20 protein-coding genes are annotated in these 26,274 nt (G+C 35.2%); 8 read left to right on the forward strand and 12 right to left on the reverse strand.

The window, feature by feature from the left end:
- Positions 1-3: 3 nt before the first annotated feature.
- The 7 genes from AC3Y25_RS04530 to AC3Y25_RS04560 form a co-directional block, all read right to left on the reverse strand.
- Entirely contained in the window at positions 4-1,131 is a 1,128-nt protein-coding gene (locus tag AC3Y25_RS04530) for a hypothetical protein (RefSeq protein ID WP_489901895.1), read from the reverse strand.
- A complete protein-coding gene (locus AC3Y25_RS04535) occupies positions 1,118-2,773 on the reverse strand; it encodes a restriction system-associated AAA family ATPase (protein ID WP_489901896.1) in 1,656 nt (551 codons plus the stop codon). Before AC3Y25_RS04535 ends, AC3Y25_RS04530 begins: the two co-directional genes overlap by 14 nt.
- Before the next feature lie 3 nt (positions 2,774-2,776).
- Positions 2,777-4,084, reverse strand: coding sequence for a restriction endonuclease subunit S (locus tag AC3Y25_RS04540; protein ID WP_489901897.1), 1,308 nt, complete (start codon positions 4,082-4,084; stop codon positions 2,777-2,779).
- Complete coding sequence (locus AC3Y25_RS04545) at positions 4,084-5,625, reverse strand: HsdM family class I SAM-dependent methyltransferase (protein ID WP_489901898.1); 1,542 nt, start codon at positions 5,623-5,625, stop codon at positions 4,084-4,086. The genes AC3Y25_RS04540 and AC3Y25_RS04545 overlap by 1 nt, the downstream gene beginning before the upstream one ends.
- A 263-nt stretch (positions 5,626-5,888) precedes the next feature.
- A complete protein-coding gene (mobC, locus tag AC3Y25_RS04550) occupies positions 5,889-7,865 on the reverse strand; it encodes a conjugal transfer protein MobC (protein WP_489902045.1) in 1,977 nt (658 codons plus the stop codon).
- Between the two features lie 18 nt (positions 7,866-7,883).
- The gene (locus AC3Y25_RS04555; protein WP_489901899.1) at positions 7,884-9,176 is read right to left on the reverse strand and encodes a relaxase/mobilization nuclease domain-containing protein; all 1,293 of its coding nucleotides are present in this window, start codon (positions 9,174-9,176) and stop codon (positions 7,884-7,886) included.
- The gene (locus AC3Y25_RS04560; protein ID WP_489901900.1) at positions 9,164-9,553 is read right to left on the reverse strand and encodes a plasmid mobilization protein; all 390 of its coding nucleotides are present in this window, start codon (positions 9,551-9,553) and stop codon (positions 9,164-9,166) included. Before AC3Y25_RS04560 ends, AC3Y25_RS04555 begins: the two co-directional genes overlap by 13 nt.
- A 304-nt stretch (positions 9,554-9,857) precedes the next feature.
- Between AC3Y25_RS04560 and AC3Y25_RS04565 the strand changes: the two genes are divergently transcribed.
- The 4 genes from AC3Y25_RS04565 to AC3Y25_RS04580 all read left to right on the forward strand — a co-directional run bounded on the left by AC3Y25_RS04565 (position 9,858) and on the right by AC3Y25_RS04580 (position 12,243).
- Positions 9,858-10,145: a hypothetical protein gene (locus AC3Y25_RS04565; protein WP_489901901.1), complete on the forward strand. Its 288-nt coding sequence runs from the start codon at positions 9,858-9,860 to the stop codon at positions 10,143-10,145.
- 216 nt (positions 10,146-10,361) lie between these two features.
- On the forward strand, positions 10,362-10,844 hold the full coding sequence (locus AC3Y25_RS04570; RefSeq protein ID WP_489901902.1) for a MauE/DoxX family redox-associated membrane protein: 483 nt from the start codon (positions 10,362-10,364) through the stop codon (positions 10,842-10,844).
- Complete coding sequence (locus AC3Y25_RS04575) at positions 10,841-11,893, forward strand: hypothetical protein (RefSeq protein WP_489901903.1); 1,053 nt, start codon at positions 10,841-10,843, stop codon at positions 11,891-11,893. The genes AC3Y25_RS04570 and AC3Y25_RS04575 overlap by 4 nt, the downstream gene beginning before the upstream one ends.
- 89 nt (positions 11,894-11,982) lie before the next feature.
- Positions 11,983-12,243 (forward strand): DUF6520 family protein, encoded by a 261-nt coding sequence (locus AC3Y25_RS04580; RefSeq protein WP_489901904.1) that lies wholly within the window; start codon positions 11,983-11,985, stop codon positions 12,241-12,243.
- Positions 12,244-12,308: 65 nt separating this feature from the next.
- On the opposite strand, the gene AC3Y25_RS04585 is transcribed toward AC3Y25_RS04580, so the two are convergent.
- The 3 genes from AC3Y25_RS04585 to AC3Y25_RS04595 are packed head-to-tail and all read right to left on the reverse strand — an operon-like array spanning position 12,309 to position 19,396.
- The gene (locus AC3Y25_RS04585) at positions 12,309-14,963 is read right to left on the reverse strand and encodes a S9 family peptidase (RefSeq protein ID WP_489901905.1); all 2,655 of its coding nucleotides are present in this window, start codon (positions 14,961-14,963) and stop codon (positions 12,309-12,311) included.
- Positions 14,964-14,972: 9 nt separating this feature from the next.
- Positions 14,973-16,361 (reverse strand): RagB/SusD family nutrient uptake outer membrane protein, encoded by a 1,389-nt coding sequence (locus AC3Y25_RS04590; protein ID WP_489901906.1) that lies wholly within the window; start codon positions 16,359-16,361, stop codon positions 14,973-14,975.
- Positions 16,362-16,372: 11 nt separating this feature from the next.
- Complete coding sequence (locus tag AC3Y25_RS04595; protein WP_489901907.1) at positions 16,373-19,396, reverse strand: SusC/RagA family TonB-linked outer membrane protein; 3,024 nt, start codon at positions 19,394-19,396, stop codon at positions 16,373-16,375.
- A gap of 544 nt (positions 19,397-19,940) precedes the next feature.
- Here AC3Y25_RS04595 and AC3Y25_RS04600 point away from each other — a divergent pair.
- The 4 genes from AC3Y25_RS04600 to AC3Y25_RS04615 all read left to right on the forward strand — a co-directional run bounded on the left by AC3Y25_RS04600 (position 19,941) and on the right by AC3Y25_RS04615 (position 23,205).
- Positions 19,941-20,183: a helix-turn-helix domain-containing protein gene (locus AC3Y25_RS04600; protein ID WP_489901908.1), complete on the forward strand. Its 243-nt coding sequence runs from the start codon at positions 19,941-19,943 to the stop codon at positions 20,181-20,183.
- A gap of 651 nt (positions 20,184-20,834) precedes the next feature.
- Positions 20,835-21,431 carry an HAD hydrolase-like protein gene (locus AC3Y25_RS04605; protein WP_489901909.1) on the forward strand — a complete coding sequence of 199 codons (597 nt, stop codon included), beginning with the start codon at positions 20,835-20,837 and terminating at the stop codon, positions 21,429-21,431.
- Positions 21,432-21,434: 3 nt separating this feature from the next.
- Entirely contained in the window at positions 21,435-22,187 is a 753-nt protein-coding gene (locus AC3Y25_RS04610) for a hypothetical protein (protein WP_489901910.1), read from the forward strand.
- 13 nt (positions 22,188-22,200) lie between these two features.
- Positions 22,201-23,205 carry a DNA-processing protein DprA gene (locus tag AC3Y25_RS04615; RefSeq protein WP_489901911.1) on the forward strand — a complete coding sequence of 335 codons (1,005 nt, stop codon included), beginning with the start codon at positions 22,201-22,203 and terminating at the stop codon, positions 23,203-23,205.
- Between the two features lie 1,007 nt (positions 23,206-24,212).
- Here AC3Y25_RS04615 and AC3Y25_RS04620 read toward each other — a convergent pair.
- Together AC3Y25_RS04620 and AC3Y25_RS04625 are read right to left on the reverse strand one after the other, a co-directional pair.
- Positions 24,213-24,389, reverse strand: coding sequence for a histone H1 (locus tag AC3Y25_RS04620; protein WP_290969628.1), 177 nt, complete (start codon positions 24,387-24,389; stop codon positions 24,213-24,215).
- Between the two features lie 59 nt (positions 24,390-24,448).
- On the reverse strand, positions 24,449-26,152 hold the full coding sequence (locus tag AC3Y25_RS04625) for a helix-turn-helix domain-containing protein (RefSeq protein ID WP_489901912.1): 1,704 nt from the start codon (positions 26,150-26,152) through the stop codon (positions 24,449-24,451).
- Positions 26,153-26,274 lie beyond the last annotated feature (122 nt).

Below are 26,274 nucleotides of genomic sequence, written 5' to 3' on the forward strand. Positions count from 1 at the left end.
ATTTTAATTAATAACACCTTTATTTTGCTGACTTTTGAAATTTTCCACTATTCCAAAAAGATATTCATTAGGTGCATTTAGTAAATAATCTATGAAAGGTCGAAATATTATAGAACCATGTTTTTTTCTAATTTGAAATGTTTTTTTCCACTGCCTTAAATTCTCTTTAAAATCATCTATTGTCTGGGCATGAATTACTATATCTTCTTCTTCATTTTTAATGAATTCAATATAATCTTTTTGCCATCTAATCACAGGATAATCATTGAGATAATTGATATATCTATTTGAAATATTAAATATATAATCCCAAGATTCAAAAATTTCACTTTCTGATTGCTTATTCGGACTGATACTTAAATCCCATTTTCCGTATTCATTTTTAATGGAGGGTTTTTTTAGTAAAGAGATTGTTACAAATATTCCATTATAATTGTGAAATGGATAATATGACTTAACTCTTCTTAATTGTGTTTTATCTTTTAATACATTTTTTGGACCTTTAACTCCATTAGAATTACAGACACTTCCTATTGGAACCAAATTATCAAAATTAACAGCTACAAAAGGGAATCGATCTTTATTAAGCCAATGATCCAAAGGGAGCCTTGGCTGACCTTGAAATTGAAGCATTGTCTCTAATCCACAAAATGGGCATATTTCTATGTTATTACTTTCTGTAAAACGTTTTAATGCATTGGTTAAATTATCATTAACAAAAAGATTAAATTGAGGATGGTTTATAGCTGTTTTATATAGGTACAAAAATAATTCATCAATTTCTGTTCTAACACTTTCATGCAATTCCGTCAATTCGATACATAAGATAGTATCATCTTCATTATTACATAAGTCTAATACTTTATTTGTATTAACAAAAGCATTAATTATCTTTTTACGCTCATTTACTTCAGTAATTGCCTTGTATTTATCATATAATGCCAAGAATTTTAATCTTAAATCCGTTTTCTCACTAAAAACCGCTGGATTTCCTTCATCATCTGTTAACCAATCCGGAAACAAGTCATTACTGAAGCTGTCTGAATTTTCAATCTTACTAAAAAACATTACAGGAATTTCTTGTATTCTACGCAAAGTTGTATCAAAAGGTTGTAAACTATTTAATATCATCTATATCTTTATTAGATCGTTTATATATTTCACTAAATAAAAATTGCTTGGCATTAGATTCTCCAAACAGATCAATAGCTTGTTTTAATTCTTCATCGTTGCCATCTTTAATCACTTTTTCTAATTTACCAAGTGAATACTCGGAAACTAGACTTTTCACTCCAAAAAACTTTTGTAAAATATACTCAACACTTGCACCAAAAGTATTAAAATTGAGATCTTTTGCATTTATTGCTTTTACACCTTTATCAGATTTTACAAGTTGAATTACTTTATCTGGCATACAATCTGATATGATAAAAGGGGAATGAGAGGTTAAAATGATATCTTTTAGCATAAAATTATCCCCACCTGCCTTTAATGCTTTTCTAAGAATATTTATAAATTTTGAACGCCAATCAGGATTAAAATGTGTTTCTGGCTCATCTAATAGAAATAATGCCCGTTTATTTTGCAACAAAAGGCATATTCCTAAAGTATGTAAAAATTGTTGTTCACCATCTGATAGATTTTTAAGCAACAATTGTGTTGTTTTTTCTTCTCCTTTATTTCTTTTTTTTATGAAATAGTTTGAAAAATTAAAAAACCACGGATATTCTGTTTTTTTATAATCTGTATAAAATCCTTTTGAATTATAAATCTCTTTTTTCTCAGACAAGTCTTCAACTCTTTCATTTAAAGAATGAAGCATTTGAAAAAGACTGAAGAATTTATAGGGATCATTATCAAAATTAGCCCTAATAGCTTGAATTGTTGAATCGTCTACCCAAAAGTCTAAACATTGATACCCATCTGTGTGGTACGTCGATGTAACGCAATTCTCCAATTTTTCAATTTGTTTTGATAGATGATCTAAAATTCTTCCTGCATAACCTTTGTCACCTTTTCTATTATCTTCGTTAAAAATAGTTATCATTTGGATCAACTGGCTATCTTTAATAATTAATTTTTGCCAATTATTATTTAAATTAATAGTAAATCGTTGAACCATTTCTATACCCAACTCTTTTATCAAAGGACCTAATACTTTTTCATCAAAAAATAAAAATATTGTCAACAAAACTGCTTGACTCATTTCATAGTCAATATATAAGAGGCTACTTTTAGGTTTTTCATAAGCTATTCCTGAAAGAAAATCATTTATATATTCATCATATTGAAATAATTTCATTTTAATAAAAGGTAAACTCAAAATCTCGTTCTCACCAGATGAATATGCAACTACCAAATCTGGCAGGTAATTTTTGCCTCTTTCTTGTGTTATCTCAAAAGATTCCCCATTCCCTACTTGCATTTTTGGTGACTCACCAACAGTTTTGCTTATTGTTACCAAAACTAAATCTTTGAACACTCTTGACTCAGGATCTTCAGCAATAAAATAATTTATTTGATATGCATCAGGATCGCTATATTTTGGATTGAATGCATAGGAAGGATAATTATGAACACAACATTCTAAATGATAAAAGATATTTGCCAGTGCCTCCAAAACATTGGATTTTCCATAGCCATTCAAACCGGCTAAACAAAACGGATGAAATGTTTCTAAATACTCACTTGGTTCAGTACTGTGAAAATTTATTTCAAACCCTGCCTGCAAACTTCTAAATTGATCATTTAATTTAAGTTGTATAAGCTTCATTTACTATTTAATTTGAAGTTCAATTTTCCCTGTTTTTGAATTATATACCTGAAATATTTTAGAACCAGAACTTTCTAACAATTGAAATAAAATTTTTTGGGCACTTTCATATTCTTCTTTTACTTCAAAATCTCTTGTATTTATTCTGCCAACTAATTCCTCTTGAAGGACAATATCAGTTAAGTATTTATCTAATTCGCTTTTTTCTATTAAACCATCTTCTCTAAAAGTTCGCTGAATTATGGATTGAAAAAGCATTTCAAGATTTGTAAGGCTTTTTTGTAATTCGTCCCTATTGTTTTCGATTTGTTCTGATATAATTCCAAATTTCTTTTGAAGCTCTATAGGAGGATAAATTATTTCTAAATTTCGGAGAATTGATAAATTTATATTTGCTTTTTCCGCACTTGGAGCACTGTCTTTTAATGCTTTTCTATGAAATCGTAGAAGCATTTCTAAAAATATGTTATTTGAATCATTACATTTAATAGCAATAATACTATCTGTTGCATAAGTTTCTATTTTTAGAATTGCAGTCGCTCCAAGAGTTGCGCCAACAATTGCGATTACGATATCTCCAACATTAAATTTTTTACTTTCTCTAATTCCTCTTTCGTTTAGAGTTTGCTTAAATTTAGAAAGCCTATGATTACTTTCTCTAATGTCTCCGGTTTGTATAAATGGAAAATCACCTCCAAAATAGGAAGGGTCATTTCGTGGTCTTATGGAAAATCGACCTCTTTCCAGCTTACTTACAATTGGATCTCCAAGTAATTTAATATCCCATCCAAATGAATTTAATATTGGATCACCAAACATACTTAAAAAAGTTGCTCTTTGAATTTTGTCAATAAGAACTATCGTCTCCTTGCGCTTATTTATAAGGGCTTGGATTTTATCTAATTTAGCAATTATCTTTTTTTGAATCTCTAAATCAAAAGAAGGAATTTCAATATTTTCAATATAAGTTTTTGAAATATTTAAAAGACCAGCCCCCTTAAAGCCTTGTTCTAAAAGATAAATATTTCCTTGTAAATAATAATATAAGAATTTCGCAGAATATTCATTTGAGTTACTTTGGAGAACGAAACAATGAGAAGAAACAGAGAATCTACCTTCTTGAAAATGAACACTGGGACTCCCCCCCGTACCTAAAATAATACATTCACCTTCATACAAATAATCATTCCGATATTTGTCTTGAGTTGTACTAGAGGTATAAAATGGAAAGAACCCCTTTTTTTCTCCCTCTTTAGCTAAAAGTGAAGATTTAGCCAAGAATGTAAACTTATCTTTTATTTTGTACGTCATCAATCGATTAGCTTTAAAATTTCCTCCATACCTTTAAAAATATCTTTTTCTAGATCTAAAAGCTGTGTTAGTAAAACTTTTGGATCTTGAAAGTCTTCCTCTTCGTAAACAAAAGTTTTATATTGATTGAAACTTAATTGATAATTTTTTTCAATAATTTCATCTATTGGAATATCAAAGTAGATATTTGTGCGATCTTCATTGGAGGAATTATCCCTTGAATGAAAATCATTTACCAAATTAGGAAGTGTTTTTTCTTTAAGAGGTTTTCGATTTGCGTCTAAACTATAACCATCAGATTCTAAACCATAAAACCAAACTTTTTGGGTATGAAATATTTCACTACCAAATTCTTTCTTTGTAAAAATTAGAATTGATGTTTTTACCCCTGTATAGGGCATGAATACGCCACTTGGTAATGATATTACAGCATCTAGTTGGCAATCTTTTAGCAATATCTCTCTAATCCTAGTAGGTGCTTTTGCAGAACCAAACAATACCCCCTCTGGAACAATTACAGCAGCCTTTCCATCAATACTTAACAATTGTATAATACGCTCTAAAAATAATATCTCTGATTGAATTGTTTGTTTTACTCGCTTACCTTCTTTGTCATACTTAGGGATGTAATTTCTATTTAAAACTAAGCTTGTCTCGGTACTATCAATTCGTCCTGTAAATGGTGGATTTGCAAGAATTATAGAATATTTCACATCTTTTTCCTCATCGTCAAACTTTTGAGAAAGAGAGTCAATATGTGTGATTTTTGGTTCTTTAATATTATGCATCAAAAGATTCATCATACCCAACCTAATCATTGTCGCATCAATATCATAACCAAAAAAAGTATCCTTTGTGAGTTTATCTTCCCGTTCAGAGCCTACCTCAATCATATCACCTGAAGTTCTTCTTTCAAAACCATTCTCATCTATTTGAGCATTATCTTTAGAGTTTTGAGAAATAATATATTGGTAGGCACCTACTAAAAAGCCAGATGTGCCCGATGTAACATCACAGATTTTATCATTAATAGAAGGTTGTATTAATTCACACATCAATTGTATTATATGACGCGGGGTTCGGAACTGACCATTTTTCCCTGCTTCACTAGTTTGTCTTAAAATAAGTTCATAAAAATCACCTAAAGTATCTTGAAAATGTTGCCCATTAGCTCTTTCAATATCTACTTCTTCATAAATTTTATCTATCAACTCTATCGCAGCCTCTAAAAGTGAAGGTTTGGTCATATCGAAATTTGCTCCTTCCATTGCCTTTGTAAAAGGTTCATGTTCAGATTGAATAGTTTTAACATACTCAAAGACCTCTTTCATATGTTTTGGCAAGTCTGATTTGTAGTAATCTAATTTAGTATAAACACTCCATTTATACCTGTCATCATGAACTAAACCTACATCTTCGATTCTTCTCATAAATAATAGATAAGAAATCTGTTCCAGTGCTGTAATAGGATTAGCCATTCCGCCAGCCCAAAACATATCCCAAAGTCTATTAATTTTTGATTTTATATCTGTTGAAAGCATATTTTAGCTTATTTAATCTTATTATTATTATTATTATTATTATTATTATTATTATTATTATTATTATTATTATTGGATGTGTTATATTTTGTTATATTTAAACTCGTAATTTATTTTTAACTGTAACTTTTAAACTCATTTCGTTTAATATTAAATTAAATAATAAACTATACGTTATGTTATTTTACTGTACAAAATATGAAGCTACGCAAATATAATATTTCTTGTCACTATTCTCTTTTCTATATCCCTTTTTTACTCTATTATTTCTTTATAATCAAATAAAGTAGCCCAGGATCATTTAACAACCTCTCCATTTCTGAATGAATTATATCCTGAACATCCTGTTTTATCTGAAGGTAATTACGCTGGATCATTGAATTGTCAAGTTTTCGAACTGGAGGTATTTCGTTATAATTTTTCATCTCTTTTCTCAGCGCTTCATGGTCATTTATAATTTCGTTATGAAAGGTTTTGAGTTCAATTTTACAATCCGGATCATCGGCCACCATGCCCACAAATTCCCCTGAACTAAGCCCTGATATTTTCGAGGGCGGGACTGCAGATTCCAATTGTTTTGAACGGCTGATTGAAGTGTCGGCGCTGTTGATCGACAGGCTTTCCCTGTCCTGCATAATTTTTCCGAATCGCTCTGATAATTGTTTGGAAGTATCTCCTGTAACCTGTCCGCTTATTATATTTCCGACGATATTCATAATAACATCTGCTTGTTCCCGCCCATAGTCCTTGCGGAGCTGGGTAAAGTCCTGAATACCCAGACAGGTTGCCACTTTGTTGCTTCTCGCAGTAGCAATTAAACTGTCCATATTGTTGAGATATATTGTTGGGAATTCATCGAAGATGAGACTTGATTTCATTTTGCCTTTTTTGTTTACCAGCTTTACAAGCCTGTTCACATAAAGCGATAATACGGCCCCATATATCTGTATTTTCTGGGGGTTGTTTCCCATGCAGACAATCTTAGGTTCCTCGGGATTATTGATGTCCAAAGTGAAATCATTTCCTGATAAAACATAGTATAACTGCGGGGAGGAAAGCCTTGCCATGGCGATTTTCGCTGTAGCAATCTGCCCCTCAAGCTGGTCTGTGGCTTCCTGGATATAAGCATTAATAAACGGATTTATCAGTACTTCAATTTCTTTCTCTGTCCGAAGAAGCGTAAAGAGACTGTCATAATCCATCTGCATGAGTTCAATTACATGAGGCAGGGTACAGAATTCGCCATCCTTATACTTTCTGAGATACCATATTACGGCCGATAAAAAATTGATTGGAGACTCAACAAAAAAGTCACCCTGCCTTTTAATCCACTCCCTGTTGAGCCCCATTAAAATAGTCCTGGCTGATTCCGAAGCATCGGTTATATCTTCCATGCTCTGAGGGTCCAGCGGATTGCACCTGTGCATAATATTATCAAAATTTATAAAGTAACATTTGGGCAGAATTTTATACGCCTGTTTATTATTTTCAAAAGTATTATAGACAATTTTTGAGAGGTCATCATATTTAAAATCATAAACAAACATACTGAAGCCTTTTTTTATATGCTGTGTAATAACGTGGCGGATCACAAAATAAGATTTACCTGATCCCGGAGTGCCCAGAACCATCAGCGCCCTGAATGGATTTATAATATTTATCCAGCTGTTTCGCAGTTTATCTTTTAGATAATATCTGGCGGGGAGGTTAATAGAATATTCATTCTCCAACAGTCTTTCTTCCTGTGGAAAGGTCTCATTGAGCTTATTGAAAATGTCCTTGCTGTTCAGCGTTTTTTTTATAATCCGAGAAAGCATTGTCCCGCCGGAAAGCATGATAAGAAATCCAGTCGAAGTAATTACAATATAAACTATTGCTTTATGTGTCTGCAATGAAAATAACAAAAGCGCAAAATAACTTATAAAATAAATAAGCATTCCAGAAATACAATAAGCAAAAGCAACTTTGTAACTGATCTTTTCATTTTTTCTACCCTTTGCACCAAGAAGCGAAATCACGAGAAATCCGAGGGCAAAAAATTTCGATTTATGAAAATTATCAAATAGCCCTGCACGACAAATACCGCCTAAAATTTTATCGGTAAACTCACTTACCAGCTGCCACTGCTCGAAGGCAGAATAACAATAATAGTAAAAGTGAATTACCAGAATGATAACCCCTATGAGCCTTGTCATATCCAATATTTTTCTCAGTGCCTGTTCATTTTCTCCTGTCTGCATTCCCATGATATTAATTTTTTATTGATTGTCTGACTGCCCTTTTCTTTTTTTCTTCCTGCGTTTCGCTTTAAGCTGATTGGGCAGGTCAGCCTGCGCGGATTCCATCCGGGTCAATACATCCAAAACTTTAGCCAGGGCAGTATCAAAACCATCAGTTTTACTAATTTCTAATAAATCTTTATTCGATATGTTTCCCATTAATTCAGCTTTGGATTTTATGTTTATGTCCTTATCGGAACCCTGCAGAGTTTTACCCATTAAATTACAGCGTTCCTGTACTGCCTTTGCGCTGTACTGCCTGCCTAAAACGCTTCCATTAAATACACATTTTGTAGTATGATCCACATAGGTGATACCGTAAATCATCCCGGCAGCACTTTTTCTTGAAATAATATTAATTCCTTCTTTTTCGAGCAGTTTTCCCAGCTCGGAAAATGAAATGCTTTTATTAAGAAGCGCCAGGTCCACGGCATTCTTTATCCTGATTTTCATCGATACACTTCCACTACCGGCGGATATAAATTTTTGCTCTAAAAATTTAAGGGTCGGTTTATTATAAAAGTCACTGGCTTTAATAGGAACCCCGATAGGTTTTCCATCACTATCAAGTATTCGGTACACTAATCCTTCTGCCTTAAAAATCCTTGAGTCTTCAGATCCCCTGTCAGCAAAAACATTGTAGAGTTTCAGCACTGCATTAAGCTCGGAAAGACTTGAATATTTATAGGTTGAAAGCACTCCGTTAAGCACTGCTGCAATCGCTTTTTTTGACTGCATCTTTCCGTATGAAACCTTCTGAACATTGATAGGCTTAAGAACTTTATCAATATTGTTTTTACGCCCCTGTGCGGCCACTAAAGAGAACATCTTCTCTATTTCTTTACGGGCTGTTTCAGACTGGTTCCTGCCAATATTGTGCATGTCGATCCTGCTTCCGTCCTGCTCTACCTTTATAGACACCAGATGAATGTGCGGGTGTCCAGCATCATAGTGGCGGTATACCAGATAAGGCTGCGCGCCAAAACCAATTTTCTGCATATAGGCATCTGCGATCTGCATTAATTTTTCGTTGGTTAATGAGGTTTCAGAGGGATCAAAATTCAGGGAAATATGCACGCTATTCCGCGTTACATTCTCATTTAAAGTATTTTGATTGAGTAGTCTGCTGAGCTTCATAGTGATGCTCATTTTATCCACTTCAAGAGGATAATTCCCTTCGCCTATGCACTCCGCTGCACCTTGTTTTACCTTATTTTCATTATAGTTGAAAATGTTGTGCATTGAAGTTCCAGTCTTAATTACTGCAACCATTTTCGGGAGATTTTCTCAATATATTTATTTATCTCTTCTACCTTATTAAAAAGTATCCTTCGCTCCAGTTCATGATTGATAATCCAGGTTTTAAATTCCGGAATCTGCTGCAGTGTATGGAGCTTTTTTACTGCCTGATTAAAGTTGTTTCCCAAGGCTTTAAGCTCAGTTCTGAGTCTGATAATCTCGAACATAAATTCATCCAGGGATTGATTGCGGTAATTAGTTGTGATGGGTTTATCAAACAAATGTTTGCGAATATATTCACTTAATTTGCGACAGGTTGTAGCCTTCCATTTACGTTCAATTCTTGCATATTCTGCAGGCGTAAAACGCAGACCTACAATACGCGTTCTGTTTGAATTTTCCTTTTCCATCTTCTCTCATTTTCATTAATTTCAAACTCTTTTTCTTCTTTCAGTTTCACTGCTCACGAGTTCCGAGTAAAGAGCAGCAGTTTCGGTTGTTTAACAACCGGACATCTGGCCGATTGCAGGAACGAGGCAATCTTTGAGATATTTGAAGAATCGAACCAGATCAGATTATCACTATCTCATTTATCCGGCTAAATTAATTAAGCGCTTTGGATTAAGCCTATCATGGTTATATTATGTCCATGAGAATCAGCAATATGCTCATTACCTTTACCACAGTTGAATATTAATTTAAAATGGTGCAATTATGATTACAAAAAGTGATGTTGCCAAGGTATTTGATACGGTTTTAAGTATCCCCGGCATGAGTGAGATGGTGAAGATTGATTTGAAAATTTCACGAAAAAATGTACTGTTGCTTAGTTATTTTATCGAACAGGGACTGCTGTTGGAAAAAGACGATTCAAATCTTATGGGAATTGTTTCAGAAGAAAGTTTAACGGATTTGAAAAACATCTCGGAGGAATGTCTTCAAAAAGCAAGTCTGGTGGAGCTGAATCAAAAACTTCAGACTTTAAGCCAGGCATTTAAGTAATAATCTATTATTTCAAAATGCACTAAAGTGTCCATAAAGTACTAATATTTATATGGACACTTTTTACATTACAGTCCCAAATAAAATTAGCTTGATTTTCAGAACTTTTGGCTTGATTTTAATAACAGTTTTATAAAATCATGCTTCTAAATTTGTACATCATTTTTTCTTTTCCATCTTCTCAAAACCGAAAAAGAAAATGCAATTTTTCAAGTTATGAAATTACAAGTCAGTTTAAAGAATACTTTCATAGAAACAACATCGCTACTTTTTGTATTATTATTTACTTATGCAGCGATTACCAAGCTTCTTGATTTCGAAAATTTTCAGGTTCAGCTTGGACAGTCTCCATTACTAAGTTCCTATGCCATTTGGATATCTTATATGATTATCGCTATTGAATTATTAATTTCATTAATGTTAGTTGTTCCTAAATTCCGAACTAGTGGATTACATGTCTGCTTATGCCTGATGACGATGTTCTCATCTTATATCTTTATAATGCTCCACTTCAGTTCTTTTGTGCCCTGCTCCTGTGGGGGAATTTTAGAAAAAATGAGTTGGAATGTCCACCTTATTTTCAATTTGTTTTTTGTAGGAATTGCCCTGACCTCTATATTAATGCTTTCATCTTCCAAAACTTCAAATGGCAATCATACCAACAGAAAAAAAAATGGTTTTACATTACATCAAATATGATATTCAGCGTAATAATAATCATTGTTCTGTTTCTTTCCTCGGAACAGATCATGCACTATAAAAATCCATTTATTAGACGCTTTCCCAAACATCCCATTGTTGAGGATACCATTATAAATCTGAAATACAACTCTTATTATTTTGCAGGGGAAGACAAGAAAAAAATATATTTGGGGAATTACAGCAGCCCCCTTCACTTAACGGCTTTTGATAAAAAATCTAAAGTAAAGAATACATTTAAAATCAAATTTGATTCTAAAGATGTCCGCTTTTTATCTGTAAGGGTTAGTGTCAGGGATTCATTATTTTATTTAATGGATGGCACCGTGCCAGCAGTTTATTCGGGGTCAACCTCAGACTGGAATGTAAGGAAAGAATTGAAGGGACTTTCATATTTTACTTTAGCGGAGCCTGTTGACCAAACAAAAGTTATTCTCAGGTCAAGCAACGGAAAAAATGCAGAACATTCCTTAGGGATATTTAATGAAAGAGATAATCCAAAAGTAATATATAATGCAGGTCTTTTAAAAAAGCAGATAGACGGTATTTTTGATACAGACGGTATTCTTGTGTTTGATGACAAAACAAAAAGGGCGGTTTATACATACTACTATCGCAATGAGTATATCGCAATAAGCAGTAATGCAGATTTGGAATTCAGTGGACATACCATTGATACAACAACCAGAGCAAAGATAAAAGTTGCACGACTTAAAAATAATACAGAAAGAAAACTGTCTGCACCTGCAATTACGGTCAATGCCCACGCAGCAATATGTGAGAATTTATTTTTCATAAACTCAAAGGTTTCGGGTCGTTTTGAAAGCGAAAAACTCTGGAAACAGGCCTATATAATCGATGTTTATGATCTGGATCGCAAAGCCTATCTGATGAGTTTTGCCCTTTACAAAATCGATGACAAAAAACTGAATTCTTTTTATGTAACCTCAGACCGCCTTTATGCGATAATGGAAAATAAATTGGGGATTTACAGACTGCGGGATTTACTAAAAAATGAAATTAATTCTGTCAAAATAAAAGAAAAATGACAGTCAAGATATAGTGGCCACTATCAGGTATGAAGACTGAAAACCTGTAGAAAAAAGTAAGTCGGATATTTAATTTAATATTTAAAGTCATGAAAAGTAATTTTTTTAAAAACATGGTTCCCATTGCAGTTGCTGTTCTGGGTACCGCAGGGGCATTCGTAACTACTTCTATGCAGAAGGCAGACAGTGCCGCACCACAATTAGGTTATGTTCTTGATAATAATGACATCTGTAACGTTCCGGTTCAATGCAACACAGAGCCCAATCCAATCTGTAAACACAGTGACGGTCAGACCGCCTATGGCCTTGACGACCAGGGGAACTGTAATGTTACCCTATTTCAGCCTTAGAATTAAATTTTAACGTGTTAAATGAGCAATGCAGTTCCGCTTAGAACTGCATTGTTTTTTTGAGACTACTTCAATCCTTCTTTTACCCATTCAACAGTAGAGTCATCCTTCAAATTAAAGTCAAACCACTGCAATATGCGGGTAGTCAAATCCTTCTGGTTCTCTTCACGCACAAGAACATGATCCTCATCCGGATATAAAAGCATAATTGTTTTTTTTCCCAGTCGTCGCAGCGCCAGATAATACTCCATGCTTTGTCGCATGTCAACCTGCCTGTCTTCTTTTCCAGCCCATAAAAGCAGAGGGGTTTTAACTTTTTCCGCATTGTAGACAGCCGAATTAAGCTGATAAAGATGCGGGGCTTCCATGAGCGTTTTTCCTATCATCCAGGTAGTGCTTCCGAATCTCCACATATCCGGTTTTCCCGAGGTTCGGCTTACCGTTAAATACATAGTAGCCAGATCTGAAATCCCGTTTCCTGCAACTGCGGCTGCGAAGAGATTGGTCTGGGTAATGAGGTACGAAGATTCGTAGCCTCCGAAAGAATGCCCAATCAATCCAATCCTTTTAGGATCTATAACATTCATCTCAATTACTTTTCCAATTGCCGCTTTAATACAATCTGTTAAGGCTGCACCCGGCTTTCCAGGTTCAGCAATAATATCAGGAAGAAATACAAAATACCCTTCCAATGATGCCGTCGTATAGTTAAAACCAGTGCTGTTTAACAGTGACGGGTTAACATATTTATGTATCCTTTGGTGCAGCTCTTCGTATATATGGACAATCATAGGATATTTCTTGTCGGGATTGTAATCAGCAGGATATATCAGCACGCCCCGCAGGTATCTACCTTGTGAATTTTGATAATATATCATTTGAGAATACCCCCAGAGAAAGTCCCACTGCTGCGGATTGCTCTGAAAAACAAGCTTTTCACTTCCTTCTTTTGATCTTAAAACAATCCGTGGTGCAACATTATAATCCTGTTCCGTAAAAATTAATTTTTGATTTTTTGGATTATAATAAAGCTGATCTGTAAATCTCTTTTTATAAACGATTGCTTCTTCTTCCGACCCAGGATTCCATTTGAACCAGCCAGTCATTCCGTCATAACCTTCAGCCCTTAGAAGCAGCTCTTTTTCAATGTCATAGTTATAAGTCAAAGGAACATTATCAGCATATCGCAGTAATGGAAGATTTAACAATTCCGTTATGGTAAATTTAATCCTTTTCTCCCTTCCCCTTGTGAGTCTTTTATAAGAAGATCCGTCACATTTCACCGCCCAAATGTCAAACTGGTCATAAATTAAAATTTCTTTATCCTGGAGACTCCATCCGGCAATTCCATATACACTTTCAGGTACTAACTGCTCTTCTTTGCCACTGAAGCTCGAATCTATATTCTTAGTAATATTGGTATGTGTATCTGTCTTAATATTATAGATCCACCAATTCCTGTCTTTGAAATAGGCGACATATTTTCCTGTAGGAGAAACCAAAGTTGCCCCCAGATCGGCAGACTGTTTCTCAATACTTTTTTTTTTCTCTCCTGAATGAGTATCGATTAAAAATAAATCAATGGGACTGTCCCTTTCCCATTGCGGCTCATAAGCTTCCGGATTATAAAGCAGTGCATGCTTCTGATCTGCACTTAAAAAAAGTTTTGGAAGCTCAGACGAAGTTAAAGGAAAAACTTTATTTGAAAAAGGATTCCATACCGCTGTTTTTACGGTAGTTTTAAAATCTCCGTTTACTTTTTTCTCAAGATAGACCCTTTTATCATTACCATTCCATATTTCAGTACCTGAACTCGAAGGTATATTTTCATTATCGTCATATTTATAATTGAAAAAGACCCTGCTGCCATCATCTGCAATTGAAAGATTCCTCTTCTGATGATCTGTTATAAAAGCTTCCTTATCAAAATGAAGCCTGTCGGATGCAATTGTATAAAGTTTAATTAAATCCGCAAGACAATAATGCAGTAAACACTTTAATTCTCCCTTAGGCCTGCTATTAAAAGCGAAAGCTTTACTATTTTTACTCCATGTAAAATTAGTGAATGATGATGCGTTTTCATAAACTGTTTTCTTTTTAGAATTCTTCTTTAAATCCATCAGCATTAAAACCATTTTATCACTGGATGCCTCAGTAAAAATCAGTTTATTTTCATCAGGACTAACAGAAAAACTTACAACATTGGCAATACTGTCGATTATTCTGCCCTCAAGAGTCCTTATTATCAATGTCTGTTTTTTTTCTCCCCCAGATTTCAGTATTAAAACATAATCCAAAGAACTAAGATGTTCAAACTGTTTTACTGACTGTATGATTTCACTTTTGTCCCGTGCCAGATTAAGAAGATGCAGGTTTCCGCCCGTTAAACAGACAAACCCTCCTGCTGTAAATGCGGATTTTTTTACTTCTGCAAAGCGATAGATTTTATTGTTTTCAATGCCTCTGACAAAAAGTGAGTCAGAACTGCTGTCATAAAGCATTTTATAGCTTATCCAGAGTTCATCCTGAGAAACTTTTTCAAGAAGCAGACGGCCCCACTTATTGTAATTCTCCGCAGAAAGCTTTCTTTTTTGCCCTGTCTGTCCCCATAGGGGACAGACTACTAATGGCAAAATAAATAAAAAAAGTAAAAAAATAGTCTCTAGCAGAGTCTGTCGTATACTGCTGCAATAAGCAGTAATATTATAATTAGTTGTCATAAAATTGATTTAATAGCCTGCATTTTGAGGTCGCAGGTTTGGATTTGCACTTAGTTCACTTTGTGGAATGGGAAGCAGGCTGTCTGTACTGTCCCAACCGTGCTTAACAGCGGAAAGCACATTATCAATGCTCTTGGCTCTCTTTAAGTCAAAGAATCGGTGTCCATGTTCTGTGAAAAATTCCCATTTTCTCTCTTCCTGCACAGCTAAAAGGATTTCTTCCTTAGATAGTGCGGTTGTATTGGGAAGACCTGCACGCTGCCTTATTTTATCGAGGTCTTCTTTCGCACCTATTAAATCTCCCTGCTGTGCGCGGGCTTCCGATCTTATAAGATATTGTTCAGCAGCTCTAAAAACAATGGAGTATTCCTTTGATGTGGCAGTAAAAGTCTGTTCTTTGTACTTGTTGGGATGATAATATGAGTCGTTTCCATTTTTTACCTCTTTAATCCAGTTTGTTCTGCGAAGGTCTGAAGAGACAAAAGAATTGTATAAAACAGGGTTAATGCAGGTTAGGGTCGGAGGAGCTATCAAAAATATAAATGTGGTTCCCTCTTTAGTATTCTGTCCGGCAACAGCGGGTTTTAGCTGCCATATTGTTTCCTTAGAACCGATTAAAAATACCTGGTTTATGTTTGGATTAAGGGTGTATAAGTCGCTTTGGTTTAATACTGCAGAAGCTTCGTTTGACGCCTCTGCGAATAATCCCCTGTAGAGATAAACCCTGGCAAGTAAAGCTTTAATGGTGAACCTGTTTGGACGGATTCTCTCTGTGCTGCTATAGCTATCGGAGAGCAGTTCTACGGATTTTAGCAGATCCGCTGTAACATTTTTATATACATCATCCACACTCTGTCGTACAGGGAAACTGTTAGTAGCGTAATCTGTTGTTGTAACATAAGGTACTCCTCCAAAAATGTTAACCAGATAGAAATGGATCAGAGCTCTTATAAATAATGATTCACCCTGGAGCTTTAACTTATTTTCTGCCGAAATAGATGTACTTGCCACTGTACCTTCAAGTACGGAATTGGCGGCATAAATCTGATTGTATGATGAATTCCAGTAATCCGATATATTGGAACTTGAAGGGAGGACTGCGTTATTAAAGAAACTTACCGTAGTGCTTGTCGGGCTTCCAAATGCAATAAGTTCATCTGTATAATTACCAAGCTGAATTGAAAGGCCAGTGTTGGATCCTGTAAGCAAACCTGTATCCCTCAATTTTGCGTAAATATCGGTGAGCGCTGCATCTGCAGTAGCAAAGTCATTAAATACGCCCTCGCTAGTCATCTGCGATTTGGGTAGATTTACCTCTGTGAAAGAATCACATGAGAGCATAATAAGTGCCAGCAGTGATGGCAGAAATATTCTGGATGTTTTTAGCATTATTCTCATTTTTTTCTGATTTAAAATGTCAGCTGAACGCCGGCAGTTAGTATTCTTAAGGGAGGCAGATATCCTGAAGTTGTAAACTCAGGGTCTCCGTCCTTGAATTTTGTAAAAGTGAGCAGGTTCTGTCCCTGCATCATTATTCTGCACTGCATATCTTTTATCGGCAGGAGAAGATCATAAGTAAGTGCAATGTTTTTAAGGCGTATATAGGACGCATCTTCCACACTTGCCGTACTTCTGGAGTAATAGTAATTAGAATTTACAACAGCGCTGTTGGTACCCGTCGAATAGAGCTGATACTGCGCCTGATCATCAATGCCAGTCCAGCTATCGGTCATTCTTGAGGGCTGATTGAGCATCTGTCCCGGAATGCCATTCAAATAAGCCCTGTTTTTTTGGCTGACAAACTGAAATAGAAAGTCAAGTTTCCACTGCTTGTACGAAAACTGGTTCTGTAATCCTCCATAATACTTCGGATTAAAATCCGATGTAATCTGCTGATCGTCTGGGAATGATATTTCTCCGTCACCATTAAGATCCTTAAACTGGTAGATGCCAGACTGGGGATCTATGCCATCGTACTGATATAAAAGCTTAATATTCAAAGGTTCTCCAATCCTGTACTGCTGGCTGTAGGAGGAACTCTCCAGCCCCGGAAAGCGGATTAATTTATTTTTCGCAAAAGTTAGATTAAAACTGGTTGTCCAGTTAAAACTTCCTGAATTAATGTTGACAGTCCTTAAGGTCAGCTCCAAGCCTTTATTTTCAACCACTGCGTCCAAATTGCCCTGAAGGAGGGTAAAACCTGTAGTTGCTGCAATTGGCATACCTGTAAGCTGATTAGATGACCGGTTCTGGTACCACGAGGCGGTTGTAAAAATCCTGTCCTGAAGAAAACCCAGTTCCAGAGCGGCCTCGAATTTTTTATTTATCTCCCAGCCGAAATCCTTATTGAACAATCTTGTCGGCTGTAAGCCAGCAGTTCCGTTATATGCGGACGCGGAGACCGTGTAGGTGTCAGAATACTGATAGTCTCCAATCTGATCGTTTCCTGTAGTTCCGTAACTGGAACGAATTTTGCCAAAGCTTATCCAAGAACTGTTCTTTAAGAAATTTTCTTTTGAAAAAAGCCAGGCTGCGCCGACGGCACCGAATACCGCAAACTGGTTCCCCGGACCAAAACGGCTTGAGCCGTCGCGCCTCGCGGTAAGGTTCAAAATATACTTCTGCTGCAAGGTATAGTTCACTCTTCCAAAGAGTGCCTGATAACGATACTGGGTTTCATCATTGAGAAGAATTGTGACGTAGGAAGCGGCCGCAAGATTATAGATAAGGCTATTGGACGCAAATCCGTTGCCTGTCTGATATAAACTTGCAGAGGTCTGGCTTTGAAAAGTTGCGCCCAATAAGACTTCCAGATTTCCATTTCCGATTTCCCTGGAATAATTTGCCTGCGGTTCAACAATCCATGATGAACGAGTCGTGTTATTTACATAGATGCTCGATCTTGCACTTGTAATGTTATTTGCAGGGTTATAGATCGTTGAAGGCGAGGTTCTGGTTTCGGTTGTGGAAAGATTTGTAAAACCAAAATTGCTTTTAATATAAAGGTTGGGAATCAATTCATAAGACAATACTGCATTCGATACAAAGTCATTGGTTTTAGATTTGAATTCGGCATTGAGGTTTCGAAGAGGGTTATTCCATGTTTTGTTTGCCCAGTTAAGGCTACCATCAGCATTGTAGAGCCCCGGGGCATTAGGGGCAAGATTGCGGGCATCTGTTGTGAAATCAAGTGCAGGGAGTTTATTATCCTGAACATTATATCCTGCCGAAAAGGTAAGGCGGAATTTTCCATTATCTGACTGATGGTTTAGGCTAAACTGGCTGCCGCCTTTTTTGTAGCGCGAATCTCCCACAAACACGGTGGATTCGGTGTAATAATTCCCGGATAATATAAACTGTGTTTTCTGAGATCCTCCTGAAACGGAACCTGAAAGCGTATTTATTAGGGCCGTGCCCCCAATCAGTTCTTTCTGCCAGTCGGTATATCGGTTTTGATCCCACGTTCCATTAATATCATAAGCATTTGCAGGGTAAGTATTTATGTTGTCATTTTTATAGGCCTGGCGGCGCATGCTTAGGTATTGCTCCGTATTCATGAGATCCATAAATTTTGTAACATTACCTGTTCCTGTTGAGGCCTGCACTGTAAAAGCAGTCTTTCCTGCTTTCCCCTTTTTTGTGGTGATCAGAACTACTCCATTTGCGCCGCGTGATCCATAAATAGCCGTTGCGTCTGCATCCTTCAAAATTTCAATACTTTGGATATTATCTGGATTGATGCTGTTTAAAGGGCTTGTTACGGTAGGGTAAGTTGTAGCTGTCTGAATATAGCCTATCGGTGCAGAGGCGTAGGGCACTCCATCAATAATATAAAGGGGGGCATTGGCATCGGACCTGAGACTGTTCTGACCGCGGATCTTTATATCAAAACCTCCGCCCGGAACGCCTGTAGTCTGCGTCACACTTACTCCAGCCATTCTTCCCTGCATGGTGGCCAGAACGTTGGTCACTGGCTGCGTTTCAATATCTTTAGAGGTAATCCGTGCAATACTCCCCGTACGCTCACTTTCTTTTACGGAATAATAACCTGCATTTACCTTTACTTCCTGCAATGTAGTGGTATCGTATTGCAGTGCAATATCGATTCTGCTTCTGCCCTGTACTGGGATAAAAGCCTTTTTGAAACCGATGAAAGAAACTACAAGGGTATCGCCTGATTCTGCAGCTATCGCATACTGCCCGCTGTAATCTGTAATCGTAGCTGCTCCTGCCCTGCCTTTAACCGCGATGGAGACTCCAGGCAGCGGAGAGTTTCCATCGGTGATGGTTCCTTGGATTTTTATTTCTTGAATAGAAAACTTAGAATACCGGCCCAGACTTCCGGCAAATGAAGATGAAAATGACAGTAGAATGCACGAAAAAATTATGCAATAAAGTGCCTTCCCATCCTTGTAAAATGAAGAATAATTCATAATATTGGGATTGGTTAGTTAAATATGGATTTGATTAGCTAAGGTCCTCTGCTCTAGTTTGGTCGCTGCAGTAGAGGGCCATTTTTTTATGTATTAAGTAAACTGCTTAATGAGCATAATTTTAAGTTCTGGTCTTTTTACAATAAAAAATAATTTTCAAATTAAACTTTGGATTTTTCGCGAGAGCTGAAAAGAAACAAATGCTAAGAAAAAAGAAGAGAAAACGGCTAACCGTCCTAAAAAGGAGGCGTGGGTTTAAACTCAGCTTATCGAACAGAGGTACTGGCGGCACCAACCACAATAAGTGAGCCCACGCCAATGACGTGAGCATCTTACTTATCCTCTCGTGGTTTAAAAAACGCCAGTTTTCTGTTCGAGATTCAAAGCGAATGCTTCAAATATTTTTATTGAAGAGTCGCAAAATTAATAAAACCTATTTAATTTTTTAGTCTAAATATGCTTTCACAGGTCAAATATAAAAAAAATATCACAAAATTGTCAAATTTGACAATTTTTTTTATCCCAATTGTCTCAATTTCACTATATGAAAGAGATTAGGCAAAAATATTTTATAGCTTTTGGAGAAAACTTACAAAAATTATTATTACAACATAATAAAGATGTAATGACTATAGCATCAGTTGGAAAAATAGAGCCTAAGCAAGTTTATCGTGTTTTAAATGGTGAACATGGTGCTTCAATGGGTACAATTTTATCAATAGCCAAAGGTTTGGAAATATCTCCCAAAGAGTTATTCGATTTCAAATTTGATCTAGGCAAAGATTAAATCTTTTTAATATTTAAAAGAGGATAAGCTAAATCTTTTTATTTTATTAAAAATCCATAACGATTACCTATATAATTTGATTATTATGAATTTTGATAAATCAGATTTTACCGTAATTACTACAGCAGTTATAGTTTTAATGATCTGCTTTACCATTCGATATGCAATTAACAAACGTAGATTCAAACGAAGAGGTTTTGGAGGATTGCAGCAATTCCAAAATTATGAGCAGAGCTGGATAATCACATTAGTTGAAAAAACACTGATTATGTTGACTTTCATAATAATTTTGACCTCTATTATATTCTTATTAATCGTTGCTCTTTTTTAATACAAGCAAGTTCTTATCTTCTAAACTTATAATTTCAAGATGCCTGATGGCATCTTTTTTTATGTTCCACGAAAAATTAAAAACAGGTATATATACTGTTTTCTATTTATTGTTAAAAGAATTATTTTGTCACATATTTATATTCAGATTATGGAAAACCGTAAAACAAAACAAAAGTAGCTTTGTATGTTTGATTTTGAAATTTAGGCAATGGCATAAAGCCATTCAAAATAGTACTTATCTAATTAATTTCATTGCCTATATAAATGATTTGGCGGTAAGTGTAATAACAAACCGAACAAATAAAACAGAGCTAAAAAATGGAAGAATCAAATGAAGTAAAACAAAACATCCACTATAAAATTATGGCTGACATGGTTTTATTCTTTGATATGGATGGAACATTGGTTGATACAAACCTTGCCAATTTTCTTTCTTATAAGAAAGCGATTCTTTTGGTAACAGAGTCAGACTACGACCTGACCTACAATTCCAACAGACGTTTTAACCGCAGTATTCTCAAACACACTCTTCCAAACTTGACAGAGACTGAATACGAAAAAATAATCCAAGAAAAAGAAGTATACTATAACGACTTTCTACACAAAACCAAATTAATCACAAAAAATAAAGAAATACTTTTCAAGTATTCAAAAACAAACAAAACTGTTTTGGTTACAAATTGCCGAAAAGACAGAGCAATGGCAACATTAAGGCATTTCGGGCTAGAAGACAAGTTTAGCGACATATTTTATAGAGAGTTTGGAGATAATGAAAAAAAAGTAAACAAATTTGAAAACGCAATTTTAAAATTGGGCGTTACGCCCAATTTTGTTATCGTTTTTGAAAATGAAGACAGCGAAATTGCTGACGCTCAAAAAGCAGGTATTTCAATTATTAACCCAAAATATCTATAAGAAATGAAAAGTTTTACAATTTTATCGGAAGAGCAATGGTATAATATCCCAGAAGAAAAAGCAAACAATTTCCAAAGGATAATTGGCAAAAAACGAAGAGGAAGAGTTGCCAACACAGGCTTTTTTGTCAATGATTCTGATGAAATTAGGTTAGTTGGGAATTTTCTTAATCAGGATACTATTGCGTTTTATCACTCTGATTATAATAGTGGAGGTGCGTGGGAGATAAAAAATACAATAGAAAATATGATTTGGACTCTAAAAAATGATGTTGACCCATTTGCTGACCGAATACAAAGTGTTGCACTTCAACTTAGTAAGATTTTACATGAAGAATTACCTCAAATTTTACAAACAACGAAAAAAAGTAATCTTACTGTCTGTGTTATTCCACGTTCAAAAGCAGAAAGTCATTACAGACAAGACCAACTTTTATTCAGAGAAATAGTTAGTCAAGTTGTAGATAAGTTGCAGAATTTTGACAATGGAACAAAATACATTATTCGTCATAAAAACACAAGAACAACGCATTTAGATAGAAATGGTGAAGGGGGAGACGGAAATTTACCATATCCTGGAATTACAAAAGATACCTGCACAATTTCTAAACAAATAACAGGTAAAGACATTTTACTAATTGATGATTTATATACTAAGAGTGTAAACATTGATGAAGATGCCATTCAAGCATTACTTGACAAAGGAGCTAAATCTGTTACTTTTTACTCTATTGGAAAAACGGTATTAAGAAATTAGTAACTTTGTAATTATGATATATACAGATAACTCATTAAATATTCTAACTTCCAAATCTTACAAAGGAATTGGCAATGCTTGGATTGTGAAAAATTTGAAAGGCAACGAAAGTGTTGAAGCAATTGTGTCTTTACTAAACAAAACAATTAAAGGAGAACCAACAAACATAGAAGAATTTGAGGGCTTAAAAAATAATTTTGAAAAAAAACTTGTAGAAAAATTTCAAGATTGCTGTGATGGCTTTGTTGCATTAGGTGATCCAAATTTTCCACAACATCGTGGAAATGTAAAAGAAAGCGAACAACCTGTTTTTTTATATTACAAAGGAAACATCAACTTGTTAAGTATTGACAATAAAAACATTTCTGTAATTGGACTTCTAAATCCAGAAGGCAATATCGAAGAACGTGAACGAAATATTGTTGCTCAATTTGTAAAAGATGGTGCGACAATAGTAAGTGGTTTGGCCTTAGGTTGTGACAGTATTTCTCACCAGCAAGCACTAGATTCTAATGGAAACACAGTTGCAATTTTACCAAGTCCATTAACCAACATTTTGCCAGCGAGAAACAGAGGGTTAGCATATCAAATTGTAGAAGAAGGCGGACTACTTATTACGGAATACGGTACTGATTTCAAAAGTCCAATGGAATTAAGCAGCCGCTATAAAGAAAGAGACCGCCTACAAGCATTGTTTTGCGACACAATTGTTTTAGCGTCTAGTTATGCTCAAAATTCTGCTGAACGATGGAAAATGTTTGGACAAAAACTTGACAGCGGAGCACGATTAGCAATGGGTTATGCAAAAGACTATGACATTCCGAGAGCCGTAATGTATGATGAAGGAAATGACGCAAGCAATCCAATGTTTGATTTGAACAGAGATCTAATAAAAGAACAGAAAGACATTACAATCATAACTCAAGATAATATATCCGAAACAGTAGCAGAAATAATGAAAAATAAGTCGACAGCTAAAGTCAAGACAACTTTTCATCAAGGCAACTTATTTGGCTAATAAATAACTTAAACAAAAATTGACGAAAGAAACGAGCATCAATAAAAAAGAGCCTGCCAGCAACACACCTATGTAGCCATTTGTTAATTTAGAGGGAATAACATTTTCATTTAGCCATGAATAGTCGTATCCTTAACTTGCTCAAGCCTTTGATAATTTTGAAAAATTATCCATACCAATCGAAGAAGGTAAAACATTAATAAAACCTGTCGGCAGAATTATTAAAAATGATCCAAAAAAAAATCTAAAATCTGATGAATTAGATGTGGCAATTTTAATTTTGTGCAATCAATCTGTAAAAGATTTAAGCATTGATTATTCGTTTCTTGACACCTCAAATATCGAGATTAATCGTTCTTCAGTTGATTTTATGAGCTAAATAGTTTTTGGATATCCAAGTAGCTGGTCAAAAAAATCACATTCAAGAGATTTTTTTCACTTAATTCCTTTAATTGGTATCACAAAATGTGTGAATATAAACTAGTATAAGAAATTAATATTTAAATTTAATTGTAGAATATAACCGACAAAACACTCCCAATCTGAAATCTAAATCAATTAGTTTTAGACCTGATTTATTTGGAATCAGTGGATGTGGTCTATGCTATATAGATAATTTTGATTTGAAAAGCAAACCCAAATTAATTGGAATTATTAATTAGTTGCCAATATCAAATAGAAACCGCTTAATCTCAATACGGATAGATACATATACCAAAAATACTACACAAACAAGGAATAATTGATTCTAAAGAGACGGAACTATTCGGATTTAAATAAAAACTACATATAAAAGATACCAACAATGTGCTATATTTAAACGCTTATAAAAAAAGTAGATTTTTTTTCCAGCCCCGATTGAAGCGGAAATCCTTTTATGCCGGAGTTCGGCACAAAAGATTGCAGCACAAAGCGGGAGAAGCTGCCCACACAATAATAAAAAACAATGGGGCCAAAAAGCCCCATTATTCCACCTTTTACTCTCAGCAAGACGCCAAAAGCGATAATTATTTCTTAGACTCCTCAATAGAAACTTTTCTAAACTCTTTTAAAAGCTTTTCAATTTCCAAAGAAGCCTTGCGGGCTCTTGCTCCCGCCGCTTTCACTCCTTTTTCAGCAAGCGAATCGGATTCCGTTTTAAAAGTATCAATCTCAGCATTAATTTTCACCAATAAATCTTTCATATTTTCTGTTTTTTAAAATTACGAGGCAAAAATAAAAACTTAACAATAAAATACTAATCCTATGCCTCATAATTATTCTTTTTCATCTGATCAACGAAATAGACTGCAGGCATTCCCATTTTAGCTAAAAACGCATTGGCAAAACGCTGGGTGGAGCTGAACCCGGCTTCCTGGGCTAAAGCATCATTGGAATAACTCCTGTATTTCTTTTCGTTTTGCAGAAGTGCTATTATATAGTCAATCCTAAGACCGTTTATATACTCGGAAAAACTTTTTCCCCTATACTGCTTAATGATGCCCGCCAGATAATTTGAGTTGGAGTTAAAATAGGCTGCAAGGCTTCCCTGCTTCCAGTCCCTGTCTAAAAATTTATTTTCTTTTTCAAACTTTTCCAGCTGCTTTAATATCAATGCGGCAGTACCGCTGTTAATATCAGCGGCAGGCAGCCTCTCCATATTATTCTTTGGCTTATTTTTATTCTGCTCTAACTTTGTGATATACTCTTCAAAACGCTTTTTGTAAAGCCTTCTGTTCCTGTAATAGCGATACGTAAGCACTGTAATGATAATCAGCATAAATAAAAATACTATGAGAGAAATAATATCGTAGTTTTTTTCCCTTTGCAATTTCTCTTTTAGATCCTCGCTCTGCCGTTGGAGATTTTCTTTTTCCTGCACCAGCTCTTTGGTATCATACTGTTTGTGGATCTTACCGACTATATATCTATTGGTTTCCACCAGCAGAGTGTCCGCCTTCAAAAGCTGGTCAATATAATACAATTGTGAATTTAAATCTTTCTTCTGCCTGTAATAGTTTATCAATAATTCAAAAGACTGCCGCAGATCCGGGCGGAGATAGTTTTTCTCCTTGAAAATTTTATCCACTATCTGAAAATACCCGGCAGCTTTTTCCTTCCTGTTTAGTGCCCAATAGCTCCTGCCAATATAAAAATTCCCGATTGCTTCGTTTGCAAAATCATGATTCTTTTTAACTGCGTCCAGCGATGATTCGATGTCTTTTATCGACTTAGAGTAATTTTTCAAAAAGAACTCGTTAATTCCCTGCGAATGGACAAAATAGGGAACCATTTCCAGAATATTTAGCCTTTGGCATTCATCAAGCCCTAATTTATTTGTCTCGGTGCAGAGTCCAAAATTGCCGTTTTTATTGTAGCAGAGCCCAAGGGTATGAAGCGAGTTTAAATATGGCCGTGCGTTCCGGTCCTTGTAATAGTCTACGCACTCGCGAAGAAGTGAAATTGCCTCTTCATAAAAACCAATGTAAAGCTTGGTCAAAGCGATCTGATATTTTACTTTATATTTCTGGTAAGCGTCATCTGTTCTAGAAATATAGCTGTTGGCAATAAGATAGTTATCCATCGCTTTTTCCTGATCCTTCCGTCCATAAAATACTATCCCTTTGGATAAATATGCAGATCCGATCAGGGCATCATCATTAGACTTCCTGGCAGCATATATCATGCTGTCAGCATAAGCCGGCCGAAGTTTATCAGGAGACTCATGCAGCAGGTTCTGGTATCCGTTAACCAGCTGCTTCCAGTTTTTCTCATTTTTCGCTTTACTGATATAGGTGAACAGGTAAACAGCCGCCCTGGAACTGTCTCTCCTAAGTCCATAAATCCTGTCATCCAAGTATCCATAACTTTTGTGTTTTAATGAGTCAGGAATACTAAAACGGGACTGCTGCGTAAATGCATAATTGGAGAAAATTAAAAGCAATACAAGTAAATTCTGTTTATTCATGATACATATATTTAGGGGATAATGCGCCTGGAATAATCCCGAAGCACTTCCTCACAGCTATCGGAATAATTTTACTTTACCTTAACCCAAAAATAACACAAACAACTGTATTACAAACACTT

It is taken from the genome of Flavobacterium sp. LK-23 (assembly GCF_058135255.1).